The 15,594-nt window shown below is 63.6% G+C and carries 15 protein-coding genes; 8 read left to right on the top strand and 7 right to left on the bottom strand.

Annotated elements, in window-relative coordinates; translation table 11 throughout:
- Positions 1–67: 67 nt before the first annotated feature.
- From ACQ7C1_RS18130 to hutI, 5 genes are all read right to left on the bottom strand, one after another.
- Positions 68–643 carry a HutD/Ves family protein gene (locus ACQ7C1_RS18130; protein WP_430959285.1) on the bottom strand — a complete coding sequence of 192 codons (576 nt, stop codon included), beginning with the start codon at positions 641–643 and terminating at the stop codon, positions 68–70.
- A gap of 5 nt (positions 644–648) precedes the next feature.
- Positions 649–2,322 carry a urocanate hydratase gene (gene hutU, locus ACQ7C1_RS18125; RefSeq protein ID WP_221139336.1) on the bottom strand — a complete coding sequence of 558 codons (1,674 nt, stop codon included), beginning with the start codon at positions 2,320–2,322 and terminating at the stop codon, positions 649–651.
- A 24-nt stretch (positions 2,323–2,346) separates the two neighbouring features.
- Complete coding sequence (gene hutG, locus ACQ7C1_RS18120; RefSeq protein ID WP_221139337.1) at positions 2,347–3,150, bottom strand: N-formylglutamate deformylase; 804 nt, start codon at positions 3,148–3,150, stop codon at positions 2,347–2,349.
- A 235-nt stretch (positions 3,151–3,385) separates the two neighbouring features.
- A complete protein-coding gene (gene hutH, locus ACQ7C1_RS18115; RefSeq protein ID WP_430959284.1) occupies positions 3,386–4,921 on the bottom strand; it encodes a histidine ammonia-lyase in 1,536 nt (511 codons plus the stop codon).
- Entirely contained in the window at positions 4,918–6,180 is a 1,263-nt protein-coding gene (gene hutI, locus ACQ7C1_RS18110; RefSeq protein ID WP_430959283.1) for an imidazolonepropionase, read from the bottom strand. Before hutI ends, hutH begins: the two co-directional genes overlap by 4 nt.
- A 121-nt stretch (positions 6,181–6,301) precedes the next feature.
- On the opposite strand from hutI, the gene ACQ7C1_RS18105 reads away from it, so the two are divergent.
- Positions 6,302–7,648: a formimidoylglutamate deiminase gene (locus ACQ7C1_RS18105; protein WP_430959282.1), complete on the top strand. Its 1,347-nt coding sequence runs from the start codon at positions 6,302–6,304 to the stop codon at positions 7,646–7,648.
- Between the two features lie 60 nt (positions 7,649–7,708).
- Positions 7,709–8,431, top strand: a complete 723-nt coding sequence (gene hutC, locus ACQ7C1_RS18100; RefSeq protein WP_285195561.1) for a histidine utilization repressor — start codon at positions 7,709–7,711, stop codon at positions 8,429–8,431.
- Between the two features lie 27 nt (positions 8,432–8,458).
- Here the strand turns inward: hutC (ACQ7C1_RS18100) and hutC (ACQ7C1_RS18095) are convergent, their stop codons facing one another.
- Positions 8,459–9,214 carry a histidine utilization repressor gene (gene hutC, locus ACQ7C1_RS18095; RefSeq protein WP_085780927.1) on the bottom strand — a complete coding sequence of 252 codons (756 nt, stop codon included), beginning with the start codon at positions 9,212–9,214 and terminating at the stop codon, positions 8,459–8,461.
- Positions 9,215–9,406: 192 nt separating this feature from the next.
- On the opposite strand from hutC (ACQ7C1_RS18095), the gene ACQ7C1_RS18090 reads away from it, so the two are divergent.
- From ACQ7C1_RS18090 to ACQ7C1_RS18070, 5 genes are all read left to right on the top strand, one after another.
- Positions 9,407–10,249 (top strand): transporter substrate-binding domain-containing protein, encoded by an 843-nt coding sequence (locus tag ACQ7C1_RS18090; RefSeq protein WP_085780928.1) that lies wholly within the window; start codon positions 9,407–9,409, stop codon positions 10,247–10,249.
- A 105-nt stretch (positions 10,250–10,354) separates the two neighbouring features.
- Entirely contained in the window at positions 10,355–11,080 is a 726-nt protein-coding gene (locus tag ACQ7C1_RS18085) for an ABC transporter permease (RefSeq protein ID WP_097598838.1), read from the top strand.
- 10 nt (positions 11,081–11,090) lie between these two features.
- Positions 11,091–11,795 (top strand): ABC transporter permease, encoded by a 705-nt coding sequence (locus ACQ7C1_RS18080; RefSeq protein ID WP_430959281.1) that lies wholly within the window; start codon positions 11,091–11,093, stop codon positions 11,793–11,795.
- A 26-nt stretch (positions 11,796–11,821) separates the two neighbouring features.
- Positions 11,822–12,598 (top strand): ABC transporter ATP-binding protein, encoded by a 777-nt coding sequence (locus ACQ7C1_RS18075; RefSeq protein WP_430959280.1) that lies wholly within the window; start codon positions 11,822–11,824, stop codon positions 12,596–12,598.
- Positions 12,595–14,088, top strand: a complete 1,494-nt coding sequence (locus tag ACQ7C1_RS18070; protein WP_430959279.1) for an HAL/PAL/TAL family ammonia-lyase — start codon at positions 12,595–12,597, stop codon at positions 14,086–14,088. The genes ACQ7C1_RS18075 and ACQ7C1_RS18070 overlap by 4 nt, the downstream gene beginning before the upstream one ends.
- Positions 14,089–14,101: 13 nt before the next feature.
- Here the strand turns inward: ACQ7C1_RS18070 and ACQ7C1_RS18065 are convergent, their stop codons facing one another.
- The gene (locus tag ACQ7C1_RS18065; protein WP_430959278.1) at positions 14,102–14,644 is read right to left on the bottom strand and encodes a hypothetical protein; all 543 of its coding nucleotides are present in this window, start codon (positions 14,642–14,644) and stop codon (positions 14,102–14,104) included.
- 165 nt (positions 14,645–14,809) lie between these two features.
- On the opposite strand from ACQ7C1_RS18065, the gene ACQ7C1_RS18060 reads away from it, so the two are divergent.
- Positions 14,810–15,547 (top strand): phosphatase PAP2 family protein, encoded by a 738-nt coding sequence (locus tag ACQ7C1_RS18060; protein WP_430959277.1) that lies wholly within the window; start codon positions 14,810–14,812, stop codon positions 15,545–15,547.
- Positions 15,548–15,594 lie beyond the last annotated feature (47 nt).

Here is a 15,594-nt window from a genome sequence, read left to right as displayed (position 1 = left end):
CGATCGCCGATGCTGGCACCCTGATTTTTTCCGAAATCGATCGAAATTCCAAACCGTTAAGGGAAAATCAGTGAGTAGCGATCGAGATGAGATAACATCTGGCCTGGCCGTCGATATCAAGCGCAGCTATCGTCATATCCTCGATCAGCAGCGTGTCGCCGGCTGCAAGCGTCCCGGTCTCGCCCGACCGGCGGAATGACACCATGCCGCGGTGGCAGAGGAACAGGCATGTCGGCGATGGCAACGGCAGGCGCGTGGCGCCGTCGATGTCGATTCGGGCGAGGCTATGGGTGAGGCCGGCCCGGCGCGTCATGACGTTGAGATCGGTGATCGCGCCGTCTTCGAGCCTGGCGGTGACGGGGATATCAGCCGGGAAGGCAAGAGGAGTGCTTTGTGTCGTCAGCAGGACAGCAGCGCTGCCGTCGATCTCGAGCACCATGCCGTTGCCGTCGAGGACCGCCAGCGTCCGGTCGATGCCCGGGAAAATCGAGAACGCCCCGTTTTCCGCGACCGCCGCCATGCTGATGCGCCAGTCGAAATCGTCGATCGAGGCGCCAGGCGGGGAGACGGCGATCTCCACCGTCACCCCCTTGCCGTTCTTCCACGGCATGCGTTTGTAATCGCCGGCGCGCAGGATCCTCATGTGGTTCAGTTCCCGAGAATGCCGGGCAGGCGCAGGCCCTTGTCCCGGGCGCAGTCGAGGGCGATATCGTAGCCGGCATCGGCGTGGCGCATGACGCCGGTTGCCGGGTCGTTCCAGAGCACGCGTTCGAGACGCCTTGCTGCATCGTCGGTGCCGTCGGCGCAGATGACGACGCCGGAATGCTGCGAGAAGCCCATGCCGACGCCGCCGCCGTGATGCAGCGATACCCAGGTGGCGCCCGACGCGGTGTTGAGCAAAGCGTTCAGCAGCGGCCAGTCGGAAACGGCGTCGGAGCCGTCCTTCATCGCCTCGGTTTCGCGGTTCGGCGAGGCGACGGAGCCCGAATCGAGGTGGTCACGGCCGATGACGATCGGCGCGGAAAGCTCGCCGTTTCTGACCATCTCATTGAAGGCCAGCGCCAGGCGGTGACGGTCGCCGAGGCCGACCCAGCAGATGCGCGCCGGCAGGCCCTGGAAGGAAATGCGTTCCCTGGCCATGTCGAGCCAGTTGTGCAGGTGCTTGTTGTCGGGCAGCAGTTCTTTCACCTTGGCGTCGGTCTTGTAGATGTCCTCCGGGTTGCCTGACAGGGCTGCCCAGCGGAAGGGGCCGATGCCGCGGCAGAACAGCGGTCTTATATAGGCCGGCACGAAGCCGGGGAAGGCAAAGGCGTTTTCGAGGCCCTCGTCCTTGGCGACCTGGCGGATATTGTTGCCGTAGTCGAGGGTCGGAATGCCGGCGTTCCAGAAGGCGATCATCGCCTCGACATGTTCGCGCATCGAGGCGCGTGCGGCCTTTTCCACTGCCTTCGGATCGCTCTCGCGCTTGGCCTTCCACTCGGCCATCGTCCAGCCCTTCGGCAGGTAACCGTTGATCGGATCATGGGCCGAGGTCTGGTCGGTGACGATATCCGGGCGGATGCCGCGGCGGACCATTTCCGGCAGGATCTCGGCGGCATTGCCGAGCAGGCCGACGGATTTGGCCTCGCCTGATTTGGTCCAGCGATCGATCATTTCAAGCGCTTCGTCGAGCGTCTCGGCCTTGGCGTCGAGATAGCGGGTGCGCAGGCGGAAATCGATCGAGTCGGGATTGCATTCGACGGCAAGGCAGCAGGCACCGGCCATGACGGCGGCGAGCGGCTGGGCGCCGCCCATGCCGCCGAGGCCCCCGGTCAGGATCCATTTGCCCTTGAGATTGCCGCCATAATGCTGGCGGCCGGCCTCGACGAAGGTCTCGTAAGTGCCCTGCACGATGCCCTGCGTGCCGATATAGATCCACGATCCGGCCGTCATCTGGCCGTACATGGCAAGGCCCTTCTTATCCAGCTCGTTGAAATGATCCCAGGTCGCCCAATGCGGCACCAGATTGGAGTTGGCGATCAGAACGCGCGGCGCATCCTTATGAGTGCGGAAGACGCCGACCGGCTTGCCGGATTGGACGAGCAGGGTTTCCTCTTCCGTCAGCGTCTTCAGCGTCGCGACGATGCGGTCGAAGTCCTCCCAGGTGCGGGCGGCGCGCCCGATGCCACCATAGACGACCAGCTCGTTCGGATTTTCGGCGACGTCGGGGTCGAGATTGTTCATCAGCATGCGCAACGGCGCTTCCGTCATCCAGCTCTTGGCATTGAGATCGTTGCCGCGGGGCGCGCGGATTTCACGGATATTGTGGCGTGGATTGGTCATGACGGTTCCCCTGTCGAGTGAGCTTTATCGTTTCAGGCCGGGTGCTATCTGTTCGAGGCGCACCAGAATGTTTTTGAGATGAATGCGAAGCCTGTCGGCCTTGGCGGCGTCATAGGCGAAGGGCGGCGTCTCGGTCTGCAGATGCGTCGATTGCGCGAGCTCCATCTGGATCGCGTGCACACCGGTCTCGGGCCGGCCGTAATGGCGGGTCGTCCAGCCCCCCTTGAAACGGCCGTTGAGCACGCTGTCATAACCTTCGGCGGCTTGCGTGACGGTAAGCGTCGCCTGCTCGACGGCGCCGTCGCAGGTCCTGCCCATATCGGTGCCGATATTGAAATCCGGCAGCTTGCCTTCGAACAGGAAGGGAATATGCGAGCGAATCGAGTGGCAATCGTAAAGGATCGCTACGCCATGGATTGCCCTGACGCGCTCGATCTCGGCGGCAAGTGCCGCGTGATAGGGCGCATGGAAGTCCCTGAGCCGCGCAGCGATATCGACCTCGGCGGGCGCCTGCCCGTCCTTCCAGATTGGTTTGCCGTCGAAGTCCGTTTCCGGAACGAGACCGGTGGTGTTCTGGCCGGGATAGAGGCTGACGCCGGCTGGATCGCGGTTGGCGTCGATCACGTAGCGATGGAAGGTGGCGCGGACCGTCGTGATGTTGTCGAGCAGCCCGTCATAGAGGTGGTGGATGTGCCAGTCGGTATCGGCGAGGATACGGCCATTGTCGTTGAGGCGGTCGGCGATGTCGGGCGGCACCTCGGTGCCGGTATGGGGGAAGCCGAGGATGATCGGCGAGGTGCCCTGGCGGGTTTCGTATGGTGCGGTCATAGGCAAAGCGCTCCGACGTTGCGGGCGTTACCCCCCTCTGTCCTGCCGGACCCGGGGTCGAGCCGCGGGTCTCGACCCGTCCTTCGGACCCCCACAAGGGCGAAGATCGACCCGCGGATGGGGCTGTGCCAAACAATTGATATTGGAGCGAGCGGGTCCGCCCAGCCGATCTCCCCACTTGTGGGGGAGATGCCCGGCAGGGCAGATGGGGGTGCAAAGTGCACAGACATCACGATCAACCCTCCAAAACCGGCAAAATGCCATTCGAAACCGAGCTGTTCAGCGCCCCCGTCGCCACCAGTGCGGCGGCGGCGGCGAGATCCCCGGCCATATAGCGGTCGCTATCGAGGCTCGGCACCTTGGCGCGGATCGCAGCGATCGCCTTCAAAAGCTCCGGGCTCGTCGACAGCGGCGCGCGCAGTTCGACGCCCTGGGCTGCCGTCAGCGCCTCGATGCCGATAATGGCGAACAGGTTTTCGGTCATGCCGAGCAAGCGCCGGGCGCCGTGGCAGGCCATAGAGACATGGTCTTCCTGATTGGCAGAGGTCGGTGTCGAATCGACCGAGGCCGGGTGCGACATCTGTTTGTTCTCCGACATCAGCGCCGCCGAGGTGACCTCGGCGATCATAAGGCCGGAATTCAGGCCCGGCTTCCTGGCGAGGAAGGCCGGCAGGCCATAGGAGAGGGTGGGGTCGACGAGCAACGCAATGCGGCGCTGCGAGATCGCGCCGATCTCGCAGATGGCGAGCGCGATCTGGTCGGCGGCGAAGGCGACGGGTTCGGCGTGGAAATTGCCGCCAGAGACGACGGAATTATCCGAGAGCACCAGCGGATTGTCGGTGACCGCATTGGCTTCGATCTCCAGCGTGCGGGCGACCGAGCGCAAGAGATCGAGGCAGGCGCCGTCGACCTGCGGCTGGCAGCGGATGCAATAGGGGTCCTGCACCCGCTCGTCGCCCTCGATATGGCTCTGGCGGATGATGGAGTTTTCGAGCAGGCCGCGCAGGGCTGCTGCCGTGTCGATCTGCCCCTTATGGCCGCGCAGCGTATGGATATCGGCATGGAAGGGCGCCGAGGAGCCCATGGCCGCATCCGTGGACATGGCGCCCGTGATCAAGGCGGATTGGGCGGCGCGATGGGCGCGGAACAGGCCGGCGAGCGCCAGCGCCGTCGAGGCTTGGGTGCCGTTGATCAGCGCCAGGCCCTCCTTGGCGGCGAGCACGACCGGTTTCAGCCCGGCGCGTTCGAGGGCTTCAGCGCCGGAAAGGAGTTCGCCGTCGAAAAAGGCTTCGGCCTCGCCCATCATCACTGCCGCCATATGGGCGAGCGGCGCAAGATCGCCGGAAGCGCCGACCGAACCCTTTTCCGGGATCAGCGGGATGACGCCCTTATCCAGCATGCCTTCGATCAGCCGCACCAGTTCCAGCCGCACGCCGGAGGCGCCGCGCCCGAGCGAGACGAGCTTCAGCGCCATGATCAGGCGCACGATATTCTCCGGCAGCGGCGCCCCGACGCCGCAACAATGAGACAGGATGAGATTGCGCTGCAGGGTGGCGACATCGGCGCTGTCGATCTTGATCGAGGCAAGTTTGCCGAAGCCGGTATTGATGCCATAGACCGGCGCGTTGCCGGCGGCGATCTCGGCAATGCGGGCGGCGGCCTTGTTTATGCCGGCATCGAAAGCGGGATCGAGTCTTGCCGGCTCGCCCGTCCAGTAAATAGTCTCGAGGTCGTTGAGCGAGACGGTGCCCGGGTGGAGGGTGATGGTCATCGACCGTTCCTTTCGCCCTTGAAGATACGCGCATGAAGTGGGTTGAAGCCGATGCGGTAGACGAGCTCGGCGAGGGTTTCGACATTCCAGACGGCGAGATCGGCTGACTTGCCGGGCTCGATCGTTCCGGTCTCGGCGATGAGGCCGAGAGCGCGGGCGCCTTCGCGGGTGGCGCCGGCGATGCATTCCTCGACGGTGAGCCCGAACAGCGTCGCCGACATGTTCATGGTCAGCAGCATCGAGGTCAGCGGCGAGGTGCCGGGATTGCAGTCTGTGGCGATCGCGATCGGCACGCCGGCCCGGCGCAGCGCCTCGACCGGCGGCTTCTGCTTCTCATGGATGGCGTAGAAGGCGCCGGGCAGGAGCACGGCGACAGTGCCGGCAGCCGCCATCGCGGCAACGCCGTCATCGTCGAGATATTCGAGATGATCGGCTGAAAGCGCGCCGTATGACGCAGCAAGCTTGGCGCCGCCGAGATTGGAGAGCTGCTCGGCATGCAGCTTGACCGGCAGGCCGAGCGCCTTCGCCTTGTCGAAGACGCGGGTGATCTCGGTCGTGGAAAAGGCGATGCCTTCGCAGAACCCGTCGACGGCATCGGCGAGGCCGAGATTATACATGTCGTCGAGGCCGGGCAGCACGACATCGTCGAGATAGTCGCCGTTGCGGCCTTTGTATTCCACCGGCGTCGCATGCGCGCCGAGATAGCTGGTGGCGACGCGCACCGGTCTGATATGACCGAGAAGGCGCGCGCTCTGCAGCATCTTCACTTCGCCGGCCCGGTTCAGCCCGTAGCCGGACTTCACTTCGATCGTCGTGAGACCTTCGGCAAGCAGCGTATCGAGCCGCGGCAGCGCTTCGGCGACGAGGTCTTCGACCGATAGCGCATTGGTGGCCTTCACCGAGGAAACGATGCCGCCGCCGGCGCGGGCGATTTCTTCGTAGGTAGCGCCGGCAAGGCGCATCTCGAATTCGCGGGCGCGATTGCCGCCGTGAACGATGTGGGTGTGGCAGTCGACGAGACCGGGGGTGACCCAGCGGCCTTCGAGATCCACGATCTCGGATTTCTCGATGGCGGATGCCGGCAATTCGCTTTCGGCGCCGGCAAAGGCGATACGGGCCCCTTCAGTCAGCACGGCGCCTTTTTCGATGATGCCGAGACCTGCTCTGTCGGGCGCCAGCGTCGCAAGCCGCGCATTTCGCCACAGCACCGGCCGGATATCGGCGGATGGGGTACCCTCAGAAAAATTGTTCCCGCTCATCAGCTTTGCGCCTTTCCTTATGCCGAAACATGTATATACATAATCAACAGGTGACAAGAGAAATTTTGCGCGCTTTTCTGGAAAAGAAAGATCGGCGGCGCGGCAGGAGGAGAAGAAGGCCATGACCATACTTCACGCGGAGACGGCGCTGACGTCGCAAGGCTGGCGGAAGAACGTGCGGCTGACGCTCGAAGAAGGTCGCATCGCCCGGGTCGAGCCCGACGCTGCCGCAGCACCCGGCAATGAGCGCCATGCCCTGATCGTTCCCGCCATGGGCAACCTGCACAGCCATGCCTTCCAGAGGGCGATGGCCGGTCTTGCCGAAGTGCGTGGGCCTGCCAGTGACAGCTTCTGGAGCTGGCGCACGGTCATGTACAAGTTCGCCTTGGCGATGACGCCCGATCATGTCGAAGCAGTCGCCGCCAAGCTCTATGCCGAGATGCTGGAGGCGGGCTTTTCTCGTGTCGGCGAATTCCACTATCTCCACCATGACAAGGATGGCGGCGCTTATGCCAATATCGCCGAGCTTGCCGAACGCATCGGTGCTGCGAGCGAAGAGACCGGCATCGGCCTGACGCTTCTGCCCGTCTTTTATGCCCATTCTGGCTTCGGTGGTGCCGCGCCGATTGAAGGCCAGCGACGCTTCATCAATTCGCTGGAAAGCTTCGAAAGGCTGATGGATGGGTGCAGTGTGGTGACCGGCCGGCTCGACGGCGCCCAACTCGGGCTGGCGCCGCACAGCTTGCGGGCCGCCACTCCCGAGGAGTTGGCGAAGCTTGTGCCGATGGCGGGCGACGGGCCGATCCACATCCATGTCGCCGAACAGGTGAAGGAGGTCGAGGACTGCATTGCCTGGTCCGGCGCACGGCCGGTGGAATGGCTGCTCGATCATATGCCGGTCGATCAGCGCTGGTGCTTCATCCATGCAACGCATATGACCGAGGACGAGACGCGGCGGATGGCGAAGAGCGGGGCGATTGCCGGCCTCTGCCCGATCACCGAAGCCAATCTCGGCGACGGCGCCTTTGCCGCGCCGCTCTTCCTCGAAGAGGGCGGCCGTTACGGTATCGGTTCGGATTCAAACGTGCGGATATCCCTGCCGGAGGAATTGCGCCAACTCGAATATTCGCAGCGCCTGGCGTTGCGCGCCCGCAATGTCGTCGCGGCACCTGGCGGATCGACGGCGCTTTCGCTATTCACCCACGCACTTGCTGGCGGCGCCGGCGCGCTGAGAGCGCCGGCCGGCCTCGTCGAGGGTCATCACGCCGATCTCGTTTCGCTCGATACGTCAGCCGTTCCCTACCTCTCGGGCGATCAGATCCTCGATCACTGGCTGTTTGCCGGCGGCGTTTCCGTCGATTGCGTGTGGGCGCGCGGCTTTAAGCAGGTGGAAGGCGGCCGCCATCGCGAGCGCGACGCAATCGACCGGCGGTTCCTTGCCGCAATGGGCGAGTTGCTGGCGGCCTGAAAAAGCACTTTTCCTTTCAAGGCATTCGATCTAGACCGGAGAACCAATCGGAACGTGGCGATGAACCAAAGCAGGGATCTGACCTTGCACCAGCGCATCCTGGGCGAGATCGAGGGGCGTATCGTCTCGGGCGAATGGCCACCGGGGCATCGTATTCCCTTCGAGGTCGACCTCGCCACGCAGTATGACTGCTCGCGTATGACGGTGAACAAGGTGCTGACTCAGCTCGCCAAGGCGGGCCTGATCGAGCGCCGCAAGAAATCCGGCAGCTTCGTCACCCAGCCGCAGGCGCAATCGGCCGTGCTCGAAATCCACGACATCAAGGCTGAGGTGCAGTCGCTGAACCTGCCTTATTCCTATGCGCTTTCGAAGAAGGCGAGCCGCAAGGCGAAAGCGGAAGACAGAAGCCGGCTGGAACTGCCCGTGGCGTCTTCGGTCGTCGAGGTGGTCTGCGTCCACAATGCCGGGGCGCGGCCCTTCTGCCTCGAGGAGAGGCTGATCAGCCTTGAAACCGTGCCTGAGGCCGCCGATGCCGATTTTCTGACGGTGGCGCCGGGGCCGTGGCTGCTCGGCCAGGTGCCGTGGAGCACGGCCGAACACCGGATCCACGCGGTCTCCGCCAGTGCCGAGGTGGCCGCGGCGCTCGACATCGCCCGCAACACCGCCTGCCTGGTGGTCGAACGCCGCACCTGGAGCGGCGCCGGTCCGGTGACCCACGTCCGTTTCACCTATCCGGGCGATCGCCACGCGCTGGTGGCGCGATTCACGCCGGCCTCGCAGTAGGTTCCATATACAAGATGGCGAGTGTTTTCACTCTTCAAACATCTTGCCGCTGCGTGCTTCGAGCCGATAGCGATAGCCGGGATAGACGAGGCGGGCGGTCGAGACCACCTGTTTTGCCGACCAAGTGCGCCGGCGGATCGTCAGGCACGGCTCGGTCTTGAGAATGGTGAGCAGCTTGCATTCCCAGGCCTGCGGCATCGCCGCCTCGACGACATGCTCGGAGCCGCTGAGCGGGGCGGCCGCCGTCAGATAGGCGTTCGGCGTCAGCGTCGTGAAGTCCTGCTTGAGATAGTCGGGAGCGGCTTCCGGATGGACAAAACGGTCCTCGATCTGCACCGGAACGCCGTTTTCGCTGTGCACGATCAGCGAGTGGAAGACCGCCGCGCCGATTTCAAGTTCCAAGCTGTCGGCGATCTCGGGAGAGGCGGTTTCCTGGGCAAGAATGACGACAGACGCCTCATGAACATGGCCACGTTCGGCGATCTCCTCGGCGATGTTGCGCACCTCGAACAGCGCCGAATAGCCCTTGCGCTCGGCGACGAAGGAGCCGACACCCTGGATGCGGACGAGTTCGCCCTCGTTGGCAAGTTCGCGCAGCGCCCGGTTGGCGGTCATCTTGCTGACGCCGAGCTCGACGACCAGTTCGTTTTCCGAGGGAACGCGGTATTTCGGCGGCCATTCACCACTGTGGATGCGGTCGAGGATCACCTGTTTGACGCCGGCATAGAGCGGCGTGCTGTCATTTCCTGCCAGGTCGCGTTTCATCTCGTCGGAACGCTTCATTGCCTATTCCTTTTGCACGGATGCAATTCGCCATATAAATCGACTTTTCTCTTGCATATCACAAATTTTTTCATATGGTACCATATACAACCTCCCGAACAGTCCTCGATGAAAAAATAGGACGGAACGGGCAAGCCGGCGGAGATCGGCGGTGCCGCAAGGTCTGTTTCAACTCCAGAGGAGAATTCATCGATGAAATTAAGCGCAATCCTTTTTTGCGGCGTCGCCGCCTTTTCCGCTTTCGCAGCTCCGGCTTTTTCCAAGGACTGGACGAAGGCGACCATCACCCTTGAGGGCGCTTATGCGCCTTGGAATCTCACCAATGCCGACGGTACGCTTGGTGGCTTCGAGCCTGAGCTTGCCAAGGTGCTCTGCGAGCGCGCCAAGATCGAATGCACGCTGGTTGCCTCCGATTGGGACGGTATGATCCCGGCGCTCAACGCCGGCAAGTTCGACGTCATCATGGATGCGTTGTCGATTACCGAAGAGCGGCGGAAGATTATTGATTTCACCATTCCCTATGCCGCGACTCCCGCCGCTTTCGCCACGGCCAAGGATAGCCCGCTCGCCAATGCCGCCGGCACCGGCGCCACGATCAAGATGACGCCCGGCCAGACCGGCGTGAAGGAGATCGACGCGCTGAAGGAACTCTTCAAGGGCAAGACCATCGGCATCCAGGCGGCGACCGTCTATGCCAAGTTCGTCTATGACAATTTCGGCGATATCGCCGAGATCCGTGAATACAAGACCGGCGCCGATCGCGACCTCGACCTGCAGAACGGCCGCATCGACCTCGGCTTCGACGACGCCGTCTATTTCGCCAATGCCTTTGAGGCAGCCAATGGCGCGCTTGCTTTCACCGGCCCGGAGATCGTCGGCTCGATCTGGGGCGAAGGCGAAGGCCTCGGCATCCGCAAGGCCGATACCGAGTTGCGTGACAAGTTCAACGAGGCGATCAAGTCGACGCTGGCCGACGGCACGGTTAAGAACCTTTCGATGAAATGGTTCAAGGTCGACGTCAGCCCGCAGCAATAAGCCTTACGGCCTCTTGGCCGCAGGTGCGGTCTCCGGCTTTAACGCCGGAGACCGCGTGTTATTCTCAAATCCATAAGACACTGCCGCGGACGGGGAACGGACGATATGGCAAGCTTGGAACTGCTCGGCTTCGGTTCAACCGGATGGGGCGCGCTGCTCATTCTCGCCGCCTTGATGACGCTCGCCGTCACGGCGACGGCGCTGGCGATCGGCGCTGTGCTGGGCGCGATCGTCGCCTTCGCGAAACTCTCCGGCAATCCGCTCCTCATCACGCTCGGCAATGTCTATACCACCGTGTTTCGCGGCGTGCCGGAACTGCTGATCATCTATCTCATCTATTTCGGCGGCTCCTCGGCCGTCACCTCGATCGGCAAGGCGATGGGCTACGAGGGTTTCCTCGGCCTACCGTCCTTTGCCGCCGGCGCGCTTGCCGTCGGCATCATCTCCGGCTCCTATCAGGCGGAAGTGTTCCGCGGCGCCTTCCTCGCCATTTCCAAGGGCGAACTCGAAGCCGCCTCGGCGATCGGCATGCACCGCGGGCTGCGCTTTCGCCGCATCATCATGCCGCAGGTGCTTCGCTTCGCCATTCCGGGCCTCGGCAATGTCTGGCAGCTCAGTCTCAAGGATTCGGCGCTGATCTCCGTCACAGGCCTTGCCGAGCTGATGCGCACCAGCCAGGTGGCGGCGGGCTCGACGCGGCAGTATTTCCTGTTCTTCATCGCCGGCGGCGCGCTCTACCTGATCCTGACCAGCCTTTCGGACCGCATCTTCAACGGCGCCGAACGCCGCGCCAATCGCAGCATGCCGGCATCGGCCATGGGCCAGGCGTAAGGAGGCGAAGATGGATTTCGCCTTTCTCGCCTCGACCATGGTCACATTGCTGAAAGCCGTGCCGACGACGCTGATCCTGTTTTCGCTGTCGATCTTCTTCGGCGGCCTGCTGGCCCTCGTCATTGTCTGGATGCGGGTCAGCGGCAACCGCCTGCTTTCGGGCTTCGCCAAAGGTTATATCTTCGTCTTCCGCGGCTCGCCGCTGTTGATCCAGATGTTCCTGGTCTTCTACGGCCTCGGCCAGTTCGGCGTCATCCGCTATTCCTTCCTCTGGCCGTTCCTGCGCGAGCCGATGGTCTGCGCCATCCTGTCCTTGGCGCTCTGCACTGCCGGCTATACGGCGGAGATCTTCCGCGGCGGCATCCGTGCCGTGTCGCCGAAGGAGATCGAGGCGGCGCGCTCGATTGGCATGTCTGGTTTCCTGCTGGTGCGCCGCATCCTGGCGCCGATCGCCTTCCGCCACGCGCTGCCGGCCTATTCCACCGAGATCGTGCTGATGATGAAATCGACGGCGCTCGCAAGCCTCGTCACCGTCTGGGAGGTCACCGGCGTCGCCCAGCGGCTGATCGCGCAGACCTACCGGACGATGGAGGTCTTCCTCTGCGCGGCGATCATCTATCTCGTTCTGAACTTCATCATCCTGCAGGGCATGGCCCTGCTTGAATATTCGCTCTCCCGACACCGCCGAGCGGCCCCGCAGCCGCTGAAGGCATAGGCGTTTTTGACCTGATTGGAGCAACCATGCCAGGCGTCACCCGACTTTCGGTTCGCAACATCCGCAAGAGCTTCGGCACCCATGAAGTGCTGCGCGGCATTTCCCTCGATGCCGAGGACGGCGACGTGATTTCGCTGCTCGGCGCCTCCGGCTCGGGCAAATCGACCTTCCTGCGCTGCATCAACCTGCTCGAAACCGCCAGCGATGGCGAAATCTGGGTCGACGGCGAGCATATCGAGATGGTCCACAAAAACGGCAAGACAAGGCCGGCGAGCCAGAAGCAGGTCGACCATCTCCGCTCCGAACTCGGCATGGTGTTCCAGTCCTTCAACCTCTGGTCCCACATGACCATCCTGCAGAATGTCATCGAGGGACCCATCCATGTGCTGAAGCGGCCGCGCGCCGAATGTATCGCCGAGGCCGAGGCGCTGCTCGAAAAGGTCGGCATCGCAGACAAACGCCATGCCTATCCCGCCCATCTCTCCGGCGGCCAGCAGCAGCGCGCCGCCATCGCCCGCGCGCTTGCGATGAAGCCGAAGGTCATGCTCTTCGACGAGCCGACTTCGGCGCTGGATCCGGAGCTGGTCGGCGAAGTCCTGCGCGTCATGCGCGCGCTTGCCGAGGAGGGTATGACCATGCTCGTCGTCACCCATGAGATGAGCTTTGCCCGCAACGTCTCGAACCGCGTCGTCTTCATGCGCGAAGGGCTGATCGAAAGCAGCGGCACGCCGGACGAGATGTTTGCCGGCGGCGCCACACCCGCCTTCCGCCAGTTCATCGGTCATTTCGGAACGGGTCGATGACGGTCGTCCTCGATAAGGTGCTGGGCTGGCGCGATGTTGCGCGCGTCGGGGCAGGGGAGGCGCTTGCGCTGTCGCCGGCTGCCTGGGCGCGGGTCGAAAGGGCAAGCCGGATCGTCGCGCGCATCGTCGAAACCGGCGTGCGCGCCTATGGCGTCAACACCGGCGTCGGGGCGCTGGCCGATACGGTGGTCGACCGCGCCTCGCAGAGCCTGCTGTCGCGCAGCATCGTGCTCAGCCATGCCTGTGGCGTCGGACCGCTTCTGCCCGCCCGCGAGGTGCGCGCCATCATCGCGGCCGAGATCGCCAATTTTGCCCACGGCCATTCCGGCGTGCGGCGTGAGATCGTCCAGCATCTTGCGGCCCTGTTGGAGCATGATTGCATTCCGGACGTGCCATCCAAGGGCTCGGCCGGTTATCTCACCCATAATGCCCATACCGCGCTCGTCCTGATCGGCGAAGGCAGCGCGACGCTTGCCGGACGGCGTATGAGCGGCGGCGAAGCGCTTGCGGCGATCGGGCTTGCCCCGCTGGTACTCGGCGCCAAGGAGGGTTTGAGCCTCGTCAACGGGACGGCCTGCTCCACGGGCTTGACCTCAGTGGCACTCTGGCGCGCCGAGCGGTTGCTCGACTGGGCCGATGCCATCGCGGCGCTGACGCTGGAAGCGGCTGGCTGCCAGATCGCCGCCTTCGACGAAGCCGTGCTGGCGCTTCGGCCATCTGCGGGAATTGAGAAAGTAGGCGCTGCGCTGCGCGCACGGCTCCAGGGCAGCGGTCTCATCGCCGCCGCCTTTAGCCGGCGCACCCAGGATGCGCTGAGCCTTCGTTCGGTGCCGCATGCCCACGGCGCCGCCCGTGATGTCTTCGACAATTCCGCCCGCATCGCCGATCAGGAGCTCGCTTCGGTAACGGACAATCCCGCCGTTTCAGGCACTCCGGAAGAACCCGTCGTCTCCTCCGAGGCGCATGCGGTCGCCCCGGCGCTCGGGCAGGCGGCCGACAGCCTCGCCGTTGCAATGGCGCAGCTCTGTGCGATCAGCGAGAGGCGCATGGACCGGCTGGTCAATCCACTGGTGAGCGGCCTGCCGCCGTTTCTGGCGAGCGATGCCGGCAGCCATTCCGGCTTCATGATCGCCCAGTATACCGCAGCGGCCCTCAGCAATGAAAATCGCCGCCTCGCCGCGCCCGCAGCGCTTGACGGCGGGCTGACCTCCGGCCTGCAGGAGGATTTCCTCGCGCATCCGACGGCTGCCGCCGGCAAGCTGCTCGCGGTCATCGACAATGCCGAATATATCCTGGCGATCGAGCTGATGGCTGCCGCCCAGGCGCATGATTTCCTGGCGGCGACGGCGCCCCGGGCGGCAGGCACGGATCTTGTCTATCAGGCCGTGCGGGAGCGTATCTCCCATTATGGCGACGAGCGGCCACTCAACGGCGATATCGAGGCCGTGCGCAGCCTGATCCGCGAGATAGCGCCGCCAGCGATGAATTGAATCGGGCGGACCGTCAGAACGGCTTGCTGGTTTCGGAATCCTGCTTCGGCTTCCCGCCGGCTTCAAGGCGTTTGAGGCATTTGCGATAGGTCGGGTAGAGCTGGTCAACCCGCGAGAGCGGCAGCGTCCAGTCGCCTTCGTCGCCGGCAAAGGTCAGTTGCACGTCAGGGGTTCCTGAAAAGGAATTCTTGATGATCTTCTTCAGTCCGCCGCTACCCTTGCTGCCTACGGGCCAGAGGCGAAGCGTGGTCTTGTCGAAGAACTCGGCGGCGATGACTTTCGTCATCATGCGATCGGTCAGCGTCACCTCGGTCGTGGTGCCAGCCGGAATGTCCCAGCTGTTCTTCGACACCAGCCAGAAGGTTTCGATGGCGCTCTGGCGGAACTCGACGGTCTTGCCGATCTCGCTGTCCCACAGCAGCCGGCAATAGGGAGGGCTCTCACTCGCATAGCCAACCGACCATTGTCTTGCGCCGCCCATCCATTCGGTCTCGCCAAGGGCTGTGACCGGCTGCAGCATGGCTGCCATCAAAACAGTCGCCGTCAGAATTTTCATCGTCGAAACCTCTCCAACGCAATCCCCCAGCCATAGCAAAAGAAGGTTGAGCGTTTGCTACCGCGGGTCCCCCGGCGGTCGCTAAATGCCGCAAGGCCTTGAATCCCGGGGGCGTATTGCCAATGTGGCAGGGGATCGACATGACGAAGGGAGTTGGCGACAGGCATGAGTGACGTTCAACGACGCAGGATTTGGGCTAGGCTCAACGCATATGAGCCGCTGGCACTGATCACGGTGGCATCGATCGCCGGCGGCCTCTTCCTGCTGCAGCGGCTGACGAGCGAGGTTATCGAGGGCGAGACTCTCCGCTTCGACGAGTCGATCCTGCTGGCGCTGCGACATCAGGGCGATCTCAGCATGCCGATCGGTCCCGCCTGGCTGACGCACGCCGTCGGCGACATCACCAGCCTCGGCGGCATCACCGTTCTGTCGCTGATGACTGTCCTCATCACCGTCTATCTCTTGCTCGACCGGCGCTGGCCGATCGCGATCTTCGTCTTTTCCTCGGTGCTGTCAGGGTGGCTGGCGAGTACGCTTTTGAAGATCCTCGTCGCGCGGCCGCGCCCCGATGTCGTGCCGCACCTCGTCGAGGTGAGCGATCTCAGTTTTCCCTCCGGCCATGCCATGGTCTCGGCGGTGACCTATCTGACGCTCGGGGCGCTGCTGGCGCGCACACAACGTTATCCCTCGACGCGGATTTTCGTCATGGGCGCCGGCGTCTTCCTGGCCGTCATCATCGGTTTGAGCCGGATCTACCTCGGCGTTCATTATCCGACGGACGTTTTCGCCGGATGGTGCGCCGGCGCGCTCTGGGCGCTCGGCTGCTGGCTGGTCTCGAAACAGTTCATTTCAAGCCGTCCCGTCGACGATAGCGTCGAAACTGCCGCTGGCGACAGCAAATAGCATTCAGCAAAATTCTGCTACAGCCGCTCAGCCTCATGCGTGTGGCA

It is taken from the genome of Rhizobium sp. Nf11,1 (assembly GCF_050587665.1).
GTDB lineage: Bacteria > Pseudomonadota > Alphaproteobacteria > Rhizobiales > Rhizobiaceae > Rhizobium.
This window is presented reverse-complemented; position numbering and strand designations above follow the sequence as displayed.